Below are 17,663 nucleotides of genomic sequence, written 5' to 3' on the forward strand. Positions count from 1 at the left end.
TCATTGCAGCACACGGGTGACCATGTCGACGAGGGCACGTCGTTCCAGGCTCCAATCCCTGGCGGCGCCGGTGACCATCTGCGCCAGCACCACACCGCGCAGCGTGGCCCAAATGACCTCGGCCACACCGGCATGTGCCGGATCGGTGGTGATCAATCTGCCCAGCTGGCCGACCGCGGCGTTCACGTCGAGCAGGTGGTGCCGCGACGACGGGTCACCGCCGCCGCGGGTCTCGCGCAGGATCTCGAAGGCGGCCATCGACGTCGGGCTGCTGTAGCAGCTCCAGGCGGTGTCGACGACGACCTCGATGCGCCGCCGCAGGGGGAGCTCGCTGACGTCGGCCGACGACAGGCTGTCGACCAGCCGGGCCACCCCGTCGTCCACCACGGCCATCAGCAGGCCGTTGCGGTCCCCGAAGTGGTACTGGATGACCCCCCAGGTGACGCCCGCGCGTTCGGCCACGTGCTTGGCGGTGGCGGCGGAGAACCCTTCCTCCACGATGCAGCGGACCGTCTCATCGATGATCTTCGCCCGGGTGTCATCGCCGCGCTTGCGTGGCGCCGTGGTTCGCCGGGTTGGGCCAACCGGGCGATCAGGGGACTGGCCTGCGACAATGGACATTATTGACTTTATAACATAGTCAAGTCTATTTTTGGGGCGTGAGCAGCCCCTCGCGATACGCGCGACTGTCCCGCGACGAGCTCGTCGTCTTGATTCCCGAACTGCTGCTGATCGGGCAGCTGATCGACCGATCCGGGATGGCGTGGTGCATTTCCTCGTTCGGCCGCGACGAGATGGTTCAAATCGCGATCGAGGAGTGGGCGGGATCCAGCCCGATCTACACCCGGCGCATGCAGAAGGCGCTGAACTACGAGGGCAACGACGTGGTGACCATCTTCAAGGGCCTGCAACTCGACATCGGTGCGCCACCGCAATTCATGGATTTCCGCTACACCGTTCACGATCGCTGGCACGGCGAGTTCCACCTCGACCACTGCGGCGCCCTGCTCGACGTCGAGCCGATGGGCGAGCAGTACGTGTTCGGCATGTGCCACACCATCGAGGACCCGACCTTCGACGCCACCGCGATCGCGACCAACCCGCGCGCCCAGGTGCGCCCCATCCACCGCCCGCCGCGGACGCCGGCGGACCGGCATCCGCACTGCGCGTGGACGGTGATCATCGACGAGTCCTATCCCGAAGCGCAGAGCATCCCCGCCCTCGACATCGTCAGCCGAACACGCGCTGCGACATGGGAACTCGATGCCATCGATTCATCGGACGAGGGGCGGGCGGATTACTCGGGGCCGTTGCTGTCCGATTTCGACTTCGCCGCCTTCTCGCATTCGGCGCTGGTCCGAATGGCCGACGAGGTATGTCTGCAGATGCACCTGCTGTACCTGTCATTCGCGATCGCGGTGCGGGCACGCGCCGCCAACGACGACGAAGCCGTCGGCGTGTGCACCCGCGGCCTGATCGGCATCGCGGGGATGGCCGCCGAGCGCATTCACCGCGCACTCAAACTTCCCGCCGGGATCGAAGGTGCGCTGCGCGTCCTCGAGCTGCACCCGCTGCTGAACCCCGCGGACTACGTTGTGGCCGAAACGGAATCGAACCGGCTGCACGTCCATCCGTCGCCAGCACATGACGACCGAGCTTGGATTTCGCTGTGCTCCCCGGAATCCGTGCAGCCGCTCCAGGCGATCGCCACCGCGGTGGGCTCGCACATCTCGGTTCGAGTTAGCGGAACGACCACGGACTGGACGGCCGAACTGGTTGAAACCGACAGTCCCACCGAGGAACTGCCAGAGGTTTCGGTGGTCAGGGTCAGCGGAGGATCGACCTTCCAGTTCGAGTCCAGACGTTCGCTGCCGCTGACGGTTCTGTAACGAAAAGCTTTTTGTCAAGGGGTTTTCGGTACCGCTTCGGTGACGCAACCGCATCGAGCGGATACCAATGACATTGCGAAGCATCGGCTTTCCGCGTGTCCGCGGCTATCGTTGACGCTGGCCACCGACCCCTTTAGACGAAGGTACTCGCTCTATGTACGACCCACTCGGGTTGTCGATCGGGACCACGAACCTGGTCGCTGCGCGTAATGGAAGCCCACCGGTTACCCGCCGGTCTGTGCTGACCCTTTACCCGCACTGTGCACCGAAAATCGGTGCACCCGATGAGAACCCGTACCTAACCGAGCCCGGCGTACCGATGAAGGGCTTTATCGAGCGCATCGGTGATTCCGTTGCGCTGGTGTCACCCGACGGTTCCGCGCACGATCCGGAACTGCTTACGGTGGAGGCACTGGACGCGATGGTGCTCGCGGCCGGGGCGGATGCTGCGTGTTCGGAGATCTCCATCGCTGTGCCGGCGCATTGGAAACCCGCGACGGTGCAGGCGTTGCGCGACGCCCTGCGAACCCATCTGGGCTTCGTGCGAAGCGGTATGGCGCCGCGGCTGGTGTCGGATGCGATCGCGTCGCTTACCGCGGTGAAGTCCGAGCTCGGCCTGCCCGATGAGGGCGTGGTGGGGCTGCTCGATTTCGGCGGTAGCGGCACGTCGGCCACATTGGTCAATGTCGCCGGCGACTTCGAACTCGTCAGCGCCACTATGCGTTACGCCGCGTTGTCCGGTGACGAGATCGATCAGGAAATGCAGCTGCGCGCGTTCGAGGAGCTGGGACATGGCAGCGGCCTCGACCCGGGCAGCACCGCCGGTGTCGGCCAGCTCGTCGAACTCAGGGAACAATGCCGCGTGGCCAAGGAGCGGCTCTCGACCGACATGACCACCGAGATCACCGCGATGCTGGGCGGGCGCAGTTGCAGTTTGACGTTGACGCAAGACGACCTCGAAGAGATGATCGCGGACCGGCTGACCGGCTTCATCTACGCCTTGGATGACATGCTGGTGCGCTACCGCACGAGCTGGTCGGACCTGGTCGCGGTGGTCACGGTCGGTGGGGGCGCGCGCATTCCGCTTGTCACCGAACGGCTTTCAATGCACGGCCGCACGCCGATATTGACGCCCTCGCAGCCGGTGCTGGCCGCGGCGAGCGGGGCGCTGATCCTCGCTTCGCGCGGCGGCGAGCTGGATCTGCGCACGCGGACATCGATAGGGCTGCTCGCCTCGGCCGATGCTGCCGGCGATGTCGTCGACCTGGGCGCCGGCGATGTCCTGGTAATCGACGACGAGGCGCTTACGGATCGCGAATTGGCTTGGTCGCAAGCCGAATATCCGGGCGACCTACGGATGCGGTTCGGTGGGGAAACCTACGACGAAGACGGACCGGCCGGTTGGTCGATGCGGCTCAACGTTATTCAACCGCCACGGGAACGCCGGCCCTGGCTGCGCCTCCGGTTCTCCCAGCTGATCATCGGCATGTCGGCCGTGGTCGCCATGACAGCGATCGGCGGCGTCGCCTACACGCTGACCGGGATAGAAAACCGCCCTGCTCCACCGGCGCCGCCCTCCGTCGCGCCCCTCCCGGCGCCACCGGCCAACTCCGTGGCACCGCGTCCGGCCGCGCCGCCGCCGCCCACGGCGGTACCACCGCCCCCGCCGCCGCCCAGCGCGCAACCCATCCCGAGCCCGGCGCCACCGCCCCCGGAACCACCGCCGGCTCCGCCGCCCCCGCCGCCTCCCGTGGTGGTCACCACCGTGCCGCCGGCACCCGTCTACACGCCGAGGCATACTGCGCCACCGACCACCGCGCCGCCGGTCACCACGACCGTGCCGCCGCCACCGTCGGTCACCACCACGGTGCCGCCGCCACCGGTGGAAACCACCACGCCACCGCCGCCCCCGCCGCCGACAACCACCACCACGACGGTGCCGATGACGACGGAATGGATCCACGTTCCGCTATTGCCGGTTCCGATCCCGGTGCCGGTTCCGCAGCAGCAGGCGCCTGCGACTCCGCAGTACCCGCAATATCCGCAGTACCCCCAATACCCCCAATACCCGCAGTACCCGCAGTACCCGGGGAGTGCGCAGAATCCGTACCTCGGGCCGGGTTATTAGCGTCAGTCCTGCGTACGGATACCGCCTGCGCGATTAGCCGCACGCGCGTAACGTTTATGTCACCAAGTTCGGGCGGGGTTCATCCCGTCATGCCCTCGCGGAGGGCGTTGAAAAGGATCTTGGAGGCGTTACGTGGACATCGTGCTTGGGGTGTCGATGGCTCCCAGGACAGTCCGCCTGGTAGCGATCGAAGGCCAAAATGCTGACGGCGTGACCGTCGAACAGGAAGAGTTCGAGGTTGGGGCCGCAGGGAATTCGGTTGAATCGGCGGCTGGTGCCGTCGATCAGGTGATCGACGCGATCATCGGCAGCCGCGAAGGGGTATTCGAGGGCGGTCACCAGCTGACCTCCACCGGGGTCACCTGGAGTGACCCGACCGGCGTCGGCGCGCTGCGGGAGGCGATCGCCACCCACGAACTGGGCGGCGTGATGTTGGTCGCACCGTTGCTCGCGGCGGCAGCGCTGGCACAAACCGTGGGGTACGCGCTGGGCTATGAACGCCTTGCGATGCTGTTCGTCGAGCCGGCGAACGCGACGCTGGCAGTCGTCGACGTCGCCGACGGCTCGATCGTCGATCTGCACCGGCGCCAGACCGGCGGCGGTCACCCGGGAGGCTTGGCCGCAGAGCTGGCGACGATGGTCGCCGGACTGGACGCTCGCGGGTCCCGAGCCGATGGGGTGTTCCTGATCGGCTGCGGAACCGACATCGTGGTGCTGAAGTCCACGCTGGAAGCGGCCACCCCGCTTCCGGTCACCGCCCCCGAGGAGCCGGACATGGCCTTGGCCCGCGGCGCAGCCCTGGCCTCGGCAAACGCCCCGCTGTTCGCGTCGTCCACCGCTGCCTTGGCCTACGCGCTGGATCCGGGCACCGGAGAGCTGAGTCCCCCGGCGCTCAGCCCGACCTACCTCGACGTCTGGGGCAACGCCGACGTCGGCACCGGCGCGCGCGCCTACAGTGCAGTCGCGGAAGACGACGAGCAGCCCCGGCGCCGGCCCTGGTCCATGCTGCTCACAGGTAGCGCCCTGGTCGGCATCGTCGCCGCGATAGGCGGGGTGGTGCTGGTCACGTTGGCATCGGATCGCCCCGAGTCCCGCCACAATCCGGGCGTCAGTGTCGCCACGCCGGGCGTTCAGCTGCCCGCGCCTCCTCCGAGCAACCCGCCGAGCAGTCCGCCGCAGGCGCAGCTGCCTGCCCCGAGCCCGGCGCCTTCGCCGCCCGCGCCCGCGCCCAGCCCGTCGGAGGTGGCCGCCCCGGCGCCCGCACCGGCGCCGGTGCAGCAGCCGGCGCCGCAGGCCCCGGTCACTCAACCACCCGCGGCCCCGGTCTATCGCGCACCGACCCGGCAGGCGCCGCAGTACGTTCCGCCACCCGTCCGGCAGGCGCCCCCACCGGTCCAAGAGGCCGCGCCCCCGCCGGCCGCGGTGCCCGAGCCGCCGCCGGCAGCACCGCCCCCGCCGCCCGCCGCGCCGCCGCGGCCCCAGCAACCACCGGTGACGATGTACCTGCACTTCCCCTTCGTCACGGTGCCGATCCCCATCAACCCACCGCCGCCGCCTGGCCCGTAAGCGCGTGGCATACGGTCGCGACTGGGCGCACACTGGCAGTTACGACATCGAGCGCTGAGGAGGTCGCGTGGGCGAGCACAGTGGATTCGGGTTCGACCCCGAAGAGTTCGACCGAATGATCCGGGAAGGCAGCGAGGGGCTGCGCGACGTGTTCGAGCGGGTGAGCAAGTTCGTGGCCGGACCCGGTGTCCGCACGGGGTGGTCCGCCGTTTTCGACGACCTGTCGCGGCGCCCGCGCAGTGCCCCCGAAACCGCGGGCGAGGCCGGTGAGGGTGTGTGGGCGATCTACACGGTGGATGCCGACGGCGGCGCGCGTGTCGAGCAGGTCTATGCAACCGAACTCGACGCGCTGCGGGCGAATAAGAACAACGTCGATCCCAAGCGCAAAGTGCGTTTCCTGCCATACGGCATTGCGGTCAGCGTCCTGGACGACGACCCGGACGACGCCGGCGACGACGCGGAAGAGCCTGCGTAACAGTCATTTTCGCTCAGCCCTGCGCAACCACGTTGGAGCCGCCGGAGTTGCTGATCTTCGGCGCGCCCGTGTGGTAAGTGACCTTGTTGTTGAAGCCGGACGCTTCAATGCTGTCGACGGCCTCGACCGTGACCGAATTTTGGACACCCGACACCGACAGGCTGGTGCAATGGCCGGTGATCGTCACCGTGTTGGAAACCCCACTGACGCTGACGATGTTGTCATTGCAAGCGATGGTCCGGTTCTCGTTGATGCCGGCGACGCTGAGTTCGGTGCCCGGCGGTGCGGTGGGTGAGGTCGACGGCGAGGCTGATTTCCTACGCGACGGGACGGGGTTGGTCGAATTGCTTGGCGGGCTGAATGTTTGGGAAACGGTGGGCGGCGAGGCGATGATCGACTTCACGCCGGAAATCTGGTGCGCGGCAAAGGCCGCGATGCCGCCCGCGAGGGCCAGCACGCCGATGACGGCGACCGTGCCGAGGATCCACCAGACACGGTTGCTCGAGGGGCGTTGCTGGGGTGGCCCGGGGATCGGGCCGCCGTAGGTCCACGTGGGCGGCGGCGGGGGTGTGGGGCCCGCCGCGCCGGGTGGGTAGTTCTGCCCGGCGGACTGCGCGCTAGCTTGCTCTGACGCCCGGGCCGTCTCGGCGAGCGGGCGCTCGAGTTCCCGGATGCGGTCTTCCGGGTCTTCGTTTGCTGCCATGGGAATGAATATGCCATTCGCTTCTGCGTTTCCGGGCCGTTCGGTAGTTTTTACGATCGTGCCCGATTTGCCGAATCGCCAGGTCCTGTTGCGTCGCCGTCCTTCCGGACTTGTCCAACCGGATGACACGGAAATGGTCACCACGCCCGCGCCCGAACCCGCCGAGGGCGAGGCGCTGTTGCGCACCACCTACGTCGGCATCGACGCCGCGGCCCGCACCTGGCTCGATGATCAGCCCAGCTACCTTCCGCCGGTGCAGTTGGGTGAGGTCATCCGGGCGGCCGGCATCGGCGAGGTGGTGGCGTCGCGGTGCGACGCCTACGCGGTCGGCGACGTCGTCACCACACTGACCGGCTTCCAGGAGTACGCGATCATCCGCGACGACCTGTTCAGCACGCCGATCCCGGGCGAGGACGACCAGCTGGCGATCATGTCGGTCTACGGGCCGACGGGCGCCACCGCCTATTTCGGGATGACCGACATCGGCCGGCCACAGCCGGGGGAAACGGTGGTGGTGTCGGCGGCCGGGGGCGCCACCGGATCGGTCGCCGGGCAGATCGCCAAGATCGCCGGCGCCCGGGTGGTGGGCATCGCGGGAGGGCCGGAGAAATGCCGGGCGGTGGTGGAGGACTTCGGATTCGACGCGTGCATCGACTACAAGAACGACGACATCGCGGCGTCCCTGAAAAGGCATTGCCCGCAACGCGTCGACGTCTACTTCGACAATGTGGGCGGTCCCATCCTCAACGCTGTACTGGGCCGGCTGGCCGCCCGCGCGCGCGTCGTCCTGTGCGGCGTCATCTCCAGCTACCTGACCGGCGACCACCCCGGGCCGGCCAACTACGTGAACCTGCTGTCGAAGACGGCCCTGATGCAGGGGTTCAACGCGCTCGATCAGTGGGGGCGCTTCGACGAGGCGTTCGCCGCGTTGCGCCAGTGGGAGGCCGAGGGCCGACTTCACCACCGGCAGACCATTTTTGAGGGCATCGAGTCGTGTGTGGATGCCCTCAACGGCCTGTTCACCGGCGTCAACGTCGGCAAGACCCTGGTCAGGCTGAGCGAACCCAGTCGCCGCTAGGCGCGTGGATGGGGATGAGGATGGTCTTGCCGTGCAGGTGGCCGCTGTCGGAATCGGCGTGCACGGCCGCGGCCTGGTCCAGCGGGAGGCGGTTGGCGACCTCGATGCGTAGCTGCCCCTGTTCGACGCGAGTGACCAGCTCGGCAAGCTGGGCGGCGTCGCTCCGGACGAAGACCCGCTGGCTGTGGACCCCCCGGCCCGGGTTCTGCGGCCCGAAAACCATGGTGCCGACGTGGAAACCGCCGTCGGCGACCACGCCAATCAGGGCTTCGGTTTGCTGGTCGGTGGTGGTAACGAGGTTGAGCACCACATCGAACGGTGCACCTTCCACGTCGATCGGCGAATGCGTGTAGTCGATGTAGTCCACGATTCGATCCGCACCCAAGCCGCGCAGCCGCTCGGCGTCGCGTCCCTTGGCCGTCGCGGTGACGACCGCCCCGGCCCGCTTGGCCAGCTGAACCGCGTAGCCACCGACCGCCCCGGAGGCGCCGTTGATCAGGATCGTCTGTCCGGCGGTGAGATCCGCGATCTCGAACAGCGCCTGCCACGCCGTCAGCGCGGCCTCCGGCAGCGCCGCCGCGTCGGCCAGGTCGACCGACCGCGGTGCGGTGGCCAGCGATTCGGCCGGCGCTATGGCGTACTGGGCGGTCGCTCCATCGGCATCCAACGGCAAGAACGCCACCACGGCGTCACCCACGTTCCAGCCGTGCACGCCCTCGCCGATTTCAGCGACGGTTCCGGCGACGTCGACACCGGGTATGTGCGGGAAGCCGATCTCGTACACCTGCGCCAAATAACCGCCACGGATGCCGGCATCGACCGGATTGAACGAGGTGGCGGCGACCTTTACCAGCACCTGGTGCCGGCCTGGCACAGGTCGTGGGGCCTCCTCGTACCGTAGAACGTCGCTACCGCCGTATTCGTGGTATCGCACAGCCCTCATGATGTCCCTCCTCAGTTATTTGCTTCAATTTCGAAGCAGTTATACGGCCTGCAACCCGCTTTGATGTCGAAGCAATTCCAGGGCGTCCTGTGATCGTCGTCATACCGCTGAGCGCCGGACGATCGCCGGCGTCAACGCCCGATGCGGCACGGGTGACGTCCGCGGAAATCGGGCGCAGAGGTCTTAGGGGATAAGCAGGAGCGCGGTCGTGACGAGCATGACGGCCGCGGTGCCGCCGTGAACTCCCCAAGCAACCGACTTGGAGTCGCCATTGCGCAGCACGATGTTCGCGTCGACGAGTGGAATGATGGTGGCGGCCAACATCACCCAGCCGACGAGGTAGGTCGCACCCGCGATCATCAGGATGATGACGCAAAACCCCGTGGCGATGTCGCGTACGCCCTTGACGCTCAGGTAGGCGCCGGAGCCCGGCTCGTTCAAATCGGCCGGCACACCGTAGCCGGCGGCGGCGACGCGCGGCGCGACGAGGAAGCGTGCGCCGATGAAAATGATGGCCGCGGCGAGCAATCCGGCGAGGACGTAGCCGACGGTGGTGGTGATCGTCATGTCGAGCGCTCTCTAGGTGTCGTTAACGAATCGGTGAAAACGGAGCCGGGTCAACGAGTATCGATTCCACGTCGATGATGTCGTCGACGTCGAAGCCGGCCATGTCGGCGCGGAATTCCGCGCTGGCCATCACCCGTCGCGTCAGTTGTTCCGGGTCGACACCTTCTGGATAGCCGACCAGCGCGACGAGCCGAGTGGCGGTGGCGCCCTCGTCCTGCTCGGTCCACACACCGTGGGTGGTGACCCCGAACGCCCGGAAGGTGTCCAGGTGACGGGCCCAGTGAACCGTCGCATACTGCCGGAGGGCTTCCGATGATCGGAGGGTGTAGATCCTGAGCTGAAGCATCAAAGTCCTTCGAGTTGAATTCGGCCGGGGAATCTGTGCGGATGCGTCAGATCATCAACACCGCGCAGAGGGCGACCACTGCCAGACCCTGCAGTGTCGCGCGGGCGTCGATGACCGAGTCCCACTTCGCTTGCAGCGCAAGTCCATTCGGGAGCGCTTGACCCGCATCGGCGGCAGTCGTCAGTTGCCTGTTGATGGGCGCGCTTATCCGGGTGTAGAGCACGAGCCAGATCACCAGCAGAACCAGCGCGACGCCCGCCGCGATCGCCTGCGCCCAGTGCGCGGTTAGCGCGGCCAGTGCCGCGCTCACCGCGGTAGCCGCTATCCCGAGCGCTCCGGGCACCGGCATGCGCCGGTCTCCGTATCGGTGCACGCGTCCCATGACCGCGACCAAAGCATCGTTGTCAACCGACGCCAGCGCCGGCCGCATGGCAACTGCGCAGAACACGTCGGTGCCGTAAACCACCGCGGTGCCCAGGACCGCGACCAGTGCGGCGGCGCGGGTGATGAGGTCCAAAAACATGTCGTGACTCCCCTCGTTCGCAGGTGTTAGCAACGCTAACTCCCCTTTGGTAGCGGTGTCAATAGCAGCGCTATTTTTCCTAGCTGTGATACGTTGGGGTATGTCCATGGAGGATCGCCGCGAACGCGATCGGGCCGCCCGCCGGCGGCTGATCATCGGGACTGCCCGCCGGCTGGCCGAGACCGAAGGCTGGGATGCCGTCACCACCCGTCGGCTGTCCACCGAAATCGAATACAGCCAACCCGTCTTGTACAAGCACTTCGCCGGCATGGAACAAATCGCGGACGCCGTGGCGCTCGACGGGTTCGCCGAACTCGCCGAAGTGATCCGGGCCGCCCACTCCGACGCCGGCGCCGCCGGCGACACCCTGACCCGGATCGGCCGCGCCTATTTGGACTTTGCCCGCGACAACCCTGCGGTCTACGACGCAATGTTCGCCCGCGCGACCAGTCTGCAATTCGCGGCGCAGGACACGCCTTCTCAGCTCTCGGCGGCCTTCGCCGCGTTGCAGCAAGGGGTCGGCATGGTCGCTGGCGAACAGGACGCCGACACGCTCACCGAGGTGTTCTGGGCCGCCCTGCACGGGCTGGTCACGCTCGGCCGTACCGGCCGGCTGCGCGCCTCGCACGACTCGGACCGACTCCAACTGCTCGTCGACGAGTTCACCGGCACCCGACGAACCGGCCGCTAGACCGATGTTCTCGAGGCGGAAGTGTCGCTCCCGTTAGGCATCGTATCTACCAATGACGAAGTCTCGCATATCGTTTCGAGTGCTCGGCATCATCCGCGCGGGCGTTGTCGCGGCCGCTCTGGCTCGGTCGTCGCGCGCTTCCACTGCGAAGCAATCGGGGCCGAACCGGGAACTCGCTGCGATGTCGAAGCATTAGGATGGCCGCATGGCCAAAGGCCCCAAGCCTGCGCAAATGCGCACGTACTTCGCCCTGACGGAGGCGGCCAGCCTGCTGCAGTACGCCGTACGAGAGCAGTTGCAGGCCGAGGGTGACCTCAGCTACGTCCAGTTCGAGGTCTTGGCCAAACTGGTCGACGCCGACCGGCCGCTGACGATGACCGAACTGGCCGACGGTGTGGTCTACAGCCGCAGCGGCCTTACCCATCAGGCCGGACTTTTGGAAAATGCAGGCCTGATCACCCGCGAAGGCAGTACCCGTGACAAGCGCGCCACGGTAGTCGAGATCACCAAGGCGGGCCGAGCCCGCGTCGACAAAGTCCTTCCCGGTCACATTCAGATCGTGCGCGAGCTGTTGTACGGCTCGCTTTCCGACCAGGACGTGAACACCCTGGGCGACCTCATGGCTCGTATCCGCGACCACATGCGTGGCCGGCCACCCCGCTCGGCCGCGCCGCGTAACCGTCGCAAAGGTGCGATCAGAACAGCGCGCCTATGATGGCCGGCTCGCACTCATAACCGTTGTGCGGGCTGCTCTTTCGACGCAGCCTGCTGCCGGCGGTCTACGCCGCGCCGAGCGTCCGGTGCAGCGCCTTGCGCGCCTCGGTTAGCGCCTCCAGCACCTTGGTCCGGGTCTCGGCGAGCTGCCGCTTCTGCTCGTCGGTGCCCGTCCACGCGATGGTGCGCGCCAACCCGGCGATCTCGAAGAACTCCTTGCGGATCTTCACGACATCGCCGAACTTGGCAGCGCGGCCCAGGAAGGCGTGCGCGGTCTCGCTGCTGATTCCGCGCCAGGCCAACAGGTTTCGTCCCAGCTCGGTCAGCGTCGCCACGCCGCCGTCGACGGTGACCACGCCGCGGCCGGCGAGAATGCCGATCGCCAGCTCGGCCACGTCCTGCGGCGGAGTGAACGCGCCGCCGGTCGCGTCGGACACCCGCTGCACCACCTGAGCGGCGTCGGCCGGCCCGTCCAACAGCAATGCCGCGGTGACGAATGCCGCGCGCTTGAGGCCGTGACGACCCCTCTTGCCGAAGGGTCCGAAGCCGGGACCACCCGCACCCGGGCCACCAAAGCCCGGGCCGACGAAACCGGGTCCACCGAAGCCCGGAGCGCCGAAACCGGGTCCACCAAAGCCCGGAGCGCCGAAACCGGGTCCACCGAAGCCGCCGAAGAATCCATGAGACATGGTCGTTTTCCTTTCCCAAGCCATCAACCTCCTTGATACCAGCGCTCTGGAGTATGTCAACGTGGTTGATGGTTAGCGCGGGAAATCCCAGGAAATCGCGGTCGCGGCTGCTATCGTCGCTTGCTTGTGCCAGCGGCATGGCAGCGACGGACCGGCGCGCGGGTCGTGACCGGGAATGCCGCGCGCGGATCCCGATCGCGGGATGCGGGCCACCCCACCGCGTGGTTTCATAACACCGTTTGCGAGAGTTGCCTGGGGAGATCTCGCCGAGCTTGACGAGCCGGCTTTGAACGATTGGTGGTTTAGATGGATCGTCGCAGCATGATGTTGATGTCGGGCCTCGGCATGATCGGGGCTGCGATGCGCTTGCCGGGTGCCTGGGCCACTCCGTCGGCGCCCGCAGCGCCGCCGTCAGCCGGGGGTGGGCCGTTCATCTTCGCCGACGAGTTCGACGGCCCGGCCGGTTCGGCTCCCGACCCGGGCAAATGGACCATCCAGACCTGGCAGGACGACGTCTTCCCGCCGGTCGCGGGCATATACCGCGACGACCGACGAAACGTGTTCCAAGACGGCAACTCCAACCTGGTCTTGCGCGCCACCCAGGAGGGGGACACCTACTACGGCGCCAAACTGCGGGGCAACTTCCGCAGCATGATCAACCAGACCTGGGAAGCTCGGATAAAGCTGAACTGCTTGGACCCGGGCCTGTGGTCCGCATTCTGGGGTGTCAACGAGGATCCGCTGCCCGACGGCGAGGTTGACCTCTTCGAGTGGTACGGCAATGGTTCGTGGCCTCCGGGAACGACGGTGCACGCCGCGTCGAACGGCAAGACCTGGGAAGGCAAGTCGATCCCCGGAATGGTCGACGGCAACTGGCACACCTGGCGAATGCACTGGGGCGAGGAAGGGTTTGAATTCGCCCGGGACGGGGCGCAGTACTTCAGCGTTCCGAACAAACCCATCCACGTCCACGGCGGCGCTCCCGACGACTTCCGGTGGCCGTTCAACAACCCCGGCTACTGGATGACGCCCATGTTCACCCTCGCCGTCGGTGGGGTCGGCGCCGGCGATCCCGCCGCGGCGACCTACCCTGCCGACATGCTCGTCGACTGGATCCACATCTGGTGACTATCGCTCCGCTTTGAGCACCTGAACCAGGTTGAACTGCCAGCGTTCGACCAGTCGGAAGCCCAGGTCATGCGGCACCGCGAAGGCGGTCGATGCCCAATAGACCGGGCCCGGCGGCAAGGCCGGGCCCTGCTCGTGCGCCGGCCGGGACGGGTCGGCCTGAGTGATGATCCAGACGACGCCGCACTGGCTCAACGGTCTGGCCACCACCTCGGGGATCAGATTGGTGTCGAACACGTCGTTGCGGTCGGTCGCCCGCTGCCAGAGCGTGAGATCGATCAGCTTGCGGTAGGCATCGGGGCGCGCCGCCAGCAGTGGGCGCATGGGAGCCGGCATGAACGTCACGGTGTCGTTCACCAACAGGCAATCGCCCGGCGCCGCTTTCGCGCTGATCAGGTCGGCGACCTGGCTGTAGTCCATGCCGTATTTGGCATACGGGTTGCGCTGCACCCGAACATAATTCGGCGCGGCGGCCACTGCGAACAGGCCGACGAGCGCCGTGGCCACCCACGGTTTGGCGGTCACCGCGCCACTGCAGACGCCCAGTATCAACGCCACCGCGGGCGCGGTGAAGCACAAGTAGCGCGGCGTATAGATCGGGTGAACCAGCGCCGAATACGTCACGATCGCGGCCGTCGGTGCCGCGAGCCACCCCGTCGCGAGCACCAGCAGTTGGCGCTGCGACCCTGTCAGACGCGCGGACCCGCTGAGCCACAACGCGATTGCCGCGCCGATCAGCAGCGTAGACAGCACTGCGAACGGGGGGCATCGCTCGAAGTACTGCTGCATCAGCGCGTCTTCGATGGTGCGGTGACCGATGGGTGCGACCCAACTGATCTGGTGCGCCTGGCCGGCGACCGTCATTAGGAACGGCAACAGCGCGGCCACCGTCGCAACCGATGCAATCACGAAGCTCAGCAACGTTTTTCGGCTCCGGTGGAAGACGCCCACGAACACGACATACGCCATCAGCAATAGCGCAAGGTACGCGTCGAGCACGATCGAGCACCCCAACGCGACGGCATACGACAGCCACAGCCACGCGGTGTCGCGGCGCGTGGCATAGACCAGCAGGACGGTCAGCCACACCGCGGCCATCATCGACATCGCGTAAGGGCGGGCCTCGATGCCCGCCCACGTGGTCCGGGGGAGGATCGCGCAGAACGCGCCGGACGCCACCGCGACGGTGCGGGAGGAGAACTGCTTCCCCAACACCACGACGCCGGCGGCCGCGCCGCCCACCGCCAGGGCGCTGGGCGCGCGCGACCAGAACTCGGTCGGCGGGAAGACCTGGAACCAGCCGTGCATGAGGACGTAGTACAAACCGTGGACGGCGTCGACATTGCCCAGCATGTGCCACAGCTGGGCCAGCGACCGGCTGTAGGCGGCGGAGATGGTCGCGGCCTCGTCGTACCAGAATGAGGGCCGGGCGGCGCCGGCCATGCTCACCGCGGCCGCCACGATCGCCACGACCAACGGGTCCAGCGCGGCCGGTGTCGCCAATCGGCGACCGTCCAGCGCACCCCGGCGAGCCCGTGCTGCTTCGGTAGCTCCGATGCTCACCGAACCGCCCGGGACGTCGCGGTTTGGCTGAACACACCGCTATGTTGCCAGAAGCCAACCGGGCCGATCAGGAGGCTCAACCGGGCGCCCATTCGAACGTATGATCGATCGATGGGTCCGCTCGCGTCGATCGGGTACAACGGACAGCCGGTCCGCAGCCCGTTCCGGGTGGTCCGTCCGGCGATCGCGGTTCTAGTCGACCTGACGGTCCTGTTCCCGCGCGAGCCGCACCGCTCGGGGCGGTATCAGCCCAACGGTCTGCAGCTGCACAAGGTCGTCGAGGGGTGGCTGAGCTGCTGGGCCCTGTGCGAGCAGGGCGACTGGTGGGGCCTGGTCACCTATCCCGTCGCCTACGGATCCAAGCGCAGAACCGTGACCCACTGGGTGCCCGCGTGGACGCTGCGCCGCAAAGGCTGACCGGCGCTGTCAACGGCTGCGTGGGCGCCACGCCAATGCGATGATTGCTGCCCGTGGACGCAAGTTGGGCCTCGGTGCTGAGCAAACTCGTCGCGTTGGCGGCGGTCATCGCGCTGTCGCCAATCACGGTCATTCCCGCGGTGCTGGTGCTGCACGCGCCGCGCCCGCGCCCGGCCAGCCTCTCCTTCCTGGGCGGCTGGCTGCTGGGCCTGGTCGCCCTGACCGCCGCGTTCGTCAGCGGCTCGGAGCTGCTCAGCGGCTTCCACGCGACCCCACCCAAATGGGCGGCCTGGGTGCGGCTGGCCTTCGGCGTGGCGCTGATCGCCCTGGCCGCTTATCACTGGTTCACCAGGCATCGCCAGCGCAACATGCCGCGCTGGATGCGTTCGTTCTCCACGCTCTCGCCGGTACGCGCCGGAGTGATGGGCGCGGTACTGGTGCCGGTGCGGCCCGAGGTGCTGATCCTGTGCGCGGCCGCCGGCCTGGCCGTCGGCAACAGCAGCCTCAGCGCGGGCGCTCAGGTGAACGCGGCCGCGATCTTCGTCGTGCTCGCCGCATCGACGGTCGCCATCCCGATATTGGCTTACGTCGCCGCCGGTGACCGCCTCGACGACGCCCTGGAACGTCTCAAAGCATGGATGGAGGCGAACCACGACGCGATGATGGCCGTCATCCTGTTCCTGATCGGGTTGATAGTGCTCTACAACGGGATTCACACGCTGGCCTGACCCGGTTCGGGTCGAGTATGGCGCGTTTCGGCGCCGCGCGGGCACGGCAATGGAAGGATGCCGCCCATGGCAGGAAGCTGGGGGACGGTGCTGACCGGGCTCGTTCCGCTTGGACTGGTCATCTCGCTCTCACCGCTGACGGTCATTCCGGCGGTCTTGGTGCTACAGGCGCCGCGGCCGCGGCCGAGCAGCCTTGCGTTCCTGGGCGGCTGGCTGCTGAGCCTGTCCGCGCTGACCGCGCTCTCCGTCGCGGCCTCGGGTCTGCTCGGCGGCCTCGACAAGGCGCCACCGCGGTGGTCATCGTGGCTGCGCGTGGTGCTGGGGTCGGCGCTGATCGTCTACGGCATCTACCGATGGCTCAAGCGGCACGGGCAGGCCGAATCCCCAGCCTGGATGCGCTCGTTCGAAAGCATCACCCCGGCGCGCGCGGGGATCATCGGGGCGGTGCTGGCCGTGGTGCGTCCGGATGTGGCGCTCATCTGTGTGCCCGCGGGATTGGGCATCGGCACCAGCGGATTGGGTCTTGCCGGCGACTGGGCGGCCGCGGCGTTCTTCGTGGCCATCGCCGCCTCCAGCGTCGCTATCCCGATATTGGCCTACGTGGCGGCCGGCAGCCGCCTCGACGACACGCTGACGCGGCTCAAGGACTGGATGGACCGCAACAACGGCGCCCTGCTCGCGGCGGTCTTCGTGGTGATCGGTGCGATGGTGCTCTACCACGGGATTCACGCCCTGTAGCCACCGTCGGACAGGCCCGCGTCCTCTTCGAACCTATTCACCGCGCCAAAGACCAACTCTCGGCACAACTCCCGGCCGTATGCGGCGAGCATGCCCAGGTAGCCATTGTCTGCCCATTGGGCGGCGTGCCGCTCTTCGTGATGCAACACCCGGTCCAGGTCGAGGCGGCTCTGGCGGGGCGTGCCGCTGCCGTCGAGATACCAGGCGTACCCGGATGAGACGACTCGGCGAAGCTGCCCGCCGGGGTCGGCGGGCCTGCCCGTGTTCATCATGAAGATGTCACCCCACGTGGTGCCGCCCCGCTGGCTGAACAGCCGTTGGATCCGGTTGCCGCCCAGGCCCATGAGCATGCCGTTGGGGGTGGCGACCAGGCGTCCCCCGTTGCGGTGCACGAAGGGCACGTCGCGGCCGTAGCTCCAGCGGTTTGCGTTCTGCCGGAACATGATTCGCCCAACCTCGGCGGCACTGTAGGGGGTGGCCGGAAAGTCGGTCGGCTGCCCGCCCGGCTTACCGTAGCCGGTATCGGCGTTGAAGATGTAGGTCATCAGCGCGGCATCGCGGGCCCGGGCGCCGTCGGCGTAGGGCGGTATCAGGAAAAACGACTTGCCGTGCGGGTCCGTGAGCTCGGCCATGTTCTCGAGAACGCCGAAGCGTGTGGCCGTGACGTCGTGCTGGCGGGTGATCTCGGCGACGACGTGCGCGGCGACGCCCCGGCGTTCGGCGTTGTCCCGCCACCTCATGCAATAGCCCTGTGCGTCCATGTCTTCGGACCAATTT

Annotated in this window: 20 protein-coding genes; 11 read left to right on the top strand and 9 right to left on the bottom strand. The window is 67.4% G+C overall.

Annotated features, from left to right (window positions below; translation table 11 throughout):
- Entirely contained in the window at positions 1-621 is a 621-nt protein-coding gene (locus AC5Y4H_RS16320) for a TetR/AcrR family transcriptional regulator (protein ID WP_499983217.1), read from the bottom strand.
- Positions 622-659: 38 nt separating this feature from the next.
- On the opposite strand from AC5Y4H_RS16320, the gene AC5Y4H_RS16325 reads away from it, so the two are divergent.
- The 4 genes from AC5Y4H_RS16325 (at position 660) to AC5Y4H_RS16340 (ending at position 6,058) form a co-directional block, all read left to right on the top strand.
- On the top strand, positions 660-1,889 hold the full coding sequence (locus AC5Y4H_RS16325; RefSeq protein WP_499983218.1) for a hypothetical protein: 1,230 nt from the start codon (positions 660-662) through the stop codon (positions 1,887-1,889).
- A 154-nt stretch (positions 1,890-2,043) separates the two neighbouring features.
- Entirely contained in the window at positions 2,044-4,017 is a 1,974-nt protein-coding gene (locus AC5Y4H_RS16330; RefSeq protein ID WP_499983219.1) for an Hsp70 family protein, read from the top strand.
- Positions 4,018-4,149: 132 nt separating this feature from the next.
- Positions 4,150-5,583 carry a DUF7159 family protein gene (locus tag AC5Y4H_RS16335; RefSeq protein ID WP_499983220.1) on the top strand — a complete coding sequence of 478 codons (1,434 nt, stop codon included), beginning with the start codon at positions 4,150-4,152 and terminating at the stop codon, positions 5,581-5,583.
- Between the two features lie 67 nt (positions 5,584-5,650).
- The gene (locus tag AC5Y4H_RS16340; RefSeq protein ID WP_499983221.1) at positions 5,651-6,058 is read left to right on the top strand and encodes an Rv0313 family protein; all 408 of its coding nucleotides are present in this window, start codon (positions 5,651-5,653) and stop codon (positions 6,056-6,058) included.
- A gap of 13 nt (positions 6,059-6,071) precedes the next feature.
- Here AC5Y4H_RS16340 and AC5Y4H_RS16345 read toward each other — a convergent pair whose 3' ends face one another.
- The gene (locus AC5Y4H_RS16345) at positions 6,072-6,761 is read right to left on the bottom strand and encodes a DUF3060 domain-containing protein (protein ID WP_499983222.1); all 690 of its coding nucleotides are present in this window, start codon (positions 6,759-6,761) and stop codon (positions 6,072-6,074) included.
- A gap of 58 nt (positions 6,762-6,819) precedes the next feature.
- Between AC5Y4H_RS16345 and AC5Y4H_RS16350 the strand changes: the two genes are divergently transcribed.
- The gene (locus tag AC5Y4H_RS16350; RefSeq protein WP_499983223.1) at positions 6,820-7,839 is read left to right on the top strand and encodes an NADP-dependent oxidoreductase; all 1,020 of its coding nucleotides are present in this window, start codon (positions 6,820-6,822) and stop codon (positions 7,837-7,839) included.
- Here the strand turns inward: AC5Y4H_RS16350 and AC5Y4H_RS16355 are convergent.
- From AC5Y4H_RS16355 to AC5Y4H_RS16370, 4 genes are all read right to left on the bottom strand, one after another.
- Positions 7,811-8,782 carry an NADP-dependent oxidoreductase gene (locus AC5Y4H_RS16355; RefSeq protein ID WP_499983224.1) on the bottom strand — a complete coding sequence of 324 codons (972 nt, stop codon included), beginning with the start codon at positions 8,780-8,782 and terminating at the stop codon, positions 7,811-7,813. The two genes, AC5Y4H_RS16350 and AC5Y4H_RS16355, sit on opposite strands and share 29 nt — an antisense overlap.
- Before the next feature lie 183 nt (positions 8,783-8,965).
- Positions 8,966-9,349: a DUF4267 domain-containing protein gene (locus AC5Y4H_RS16360; RefSeq protein ID WP_499983225.1), complete on the bottom strand. Its 384-nt coding sequence runs from the start codon at positions 9,347-9,349 to the stop codon at positions 8,966-8,968.
- Positions 9,350-9,371: 22 nt separating this feature from the next.
- On the bottom strand, positions 9,372-9,695 hold the full coding sequence (locus AC5Y4H_RS16365; RefSeq protein ID WP_067938247.1) for an NIPSNAP family protein: 324 nt from the start codon (positions 9,693-9,695) through the stop codon (positions 9,372-9,374).
- A gap of 46 nt (positions 9,696-9,741) precedes the next feature.
- Positions 9,742-10,218: a DUF1772 domain-containing protein gene (locus AC5Y4H_RS16370; protein WP_499983226.1), complete on the bottom strand. Its 477-nt coding sequence runs from the start codon at positions 10,216-10,218 to the stop codon at positions 9,742-9,744.
- 100 nt (positions 10,219-10,318) lie between these two features.
- Here AC5Y4H_RS16370 and AC5Y4H_RS16375 point away from each other — a divergent pair, with 100 nt between their 5' ends.
- Complete coding sequence (locus AC5Y4H_RS16375; protein ID WP_499983227.1) at positions 10,319-10,909, top strand: TetR/AcrR family transcriptional regulator; 591 nt, start codon at positions 10,319-10,321, stop codon at positions 10,907-10,909.
- 205 nt (positions 10,910-11,114) lie between these two features.
- Positions 11,115-11,624 carry a MarR family winged helix-turn-helix transcriptional regulator gene (locus AC5Y4H_RS16380; protein ID WP_499983228.1) on the top strand — a complete coding sequence of 170 codons (510 nt, stop codon included), beginning with the start codon at positions 11,115-11,117 and terminating at the stop codon, positions 11,622-11,624.
- A gap of 64 nt (positions 11,625-11,688) precedes the next feature.
- Here AC5Y4H_RS16380 and AC5Y4H_RS16385 read toward each other — a convergent pair whose 3' ends face one another.
- A complete protein-coding gene (locus AC5Y4H_RS16385) occupies positions 11,689-12,312 on the bottom strand; it encodes a hypothetical protein (protein WP_499983229.1) in 624 nt (207 codons plus the stop codon).
- A gap of 306 nt (positions 12,313-12,618) precedes the next feature.
- Between AC5Y4H_RS16385 and AC5Y4H_RS16390 the strand changes: the two genes are divergently transcribed.
- A complete protein-coding gene (locus AC5Y4H_RS16390; protein WP_067938239.1) occupies positions 12,619-13,440 on the top strand; it encodes a glycoside hydrolase family 16 protein in 822 nt (273 codons plus the stop codon).
- On the opposite strand, the gene AC5Y4H_RS16395 is transcribed toward AC5Y4H_RS16390, so the two are convergent.
- Positions 13,441-14,883, bottom strand: a complete 1,443-nt coding sequence (locus AC5Y4H_RS16395) for a glycosyltransferase family 39 protein (protein ID WP_499983267.1) — start codon at positions 14,881-14,883, stop codon at positions 13,441-13,443. It lies immediately after the preceding gene.
- Positions 14,884-15,114: 231 nt separating this feature from the next.
- Here AC5Y4H_RS16395 and AC5Y4H_RS16400 point away from each other — a divergent pair, with 231 nt between their 5' ends.
- The 3 genes from AC5Y4H_RS16400 to AC5Y4H_RS16410 all read left to right on the top strand — a co-directional run bounded on the left by AC5Y4H_RS16400 (position 15,115) and on the right by AC5Y4H_RS16410 (position 16,886).
- Positions 15,115-15,420 (top strand): hypothetical protein, encoded by a 306-nt coding sequence (locus AC5Y4H_RS16400; protein WP_067134226.1) that lies wholly within the window; start codon positions 15,115-15,117, stop codon positions 15,418-15,420.
- A gap of 74 nt (positions 15,421-15,494) precedes the next feature.
- The gene (locus AC5Y4H_RS16405) at positions 15,495-16,148 is read left to right on the top strand and encodes a GAP family protein (RefSeq protein WP_499983268.1); all 654 of its coding nucleotides are present in this window, start codon (positions 15,495-15,497) and stop codon (positions 16,146-16,148) included.
- A 66-nt stretch (positions 16,149-16,214) separates the two neighbouring features.
- Positions 16,215-16,886, top strand: coding sequence for a GAP family protein (locus AC5Y4H_RS16410; RefSeq protein ID WP_499983230.1), 672 nt, complete (start codon positions 16,215-16,217; stop codon positions 16,884-16,886).
- Here the strand turns inward: AC5Y4H_RS16410 and AC5Y4H_RS16415 are convergent.
- Positions 16,874-17,647, bottom strand: coding sequence for a hypothetical protein (locus AC5Y4H_RS16415; protein ID WP_499983231.1), 774 nt, complete (start codon positions 17,645-17,647; stop codon positions 16,874-16,876). The genes AC5Y4H_RS16410 and AC5Y4H_RS16415 overlap by 13 nt on opposite strands.
- Positions 17,648-17,663: the final 16 nt, after the last annotated feature.

It is taken from the genome of Mycobacterium sp. NGS58 (assembly GCF_059812385.1).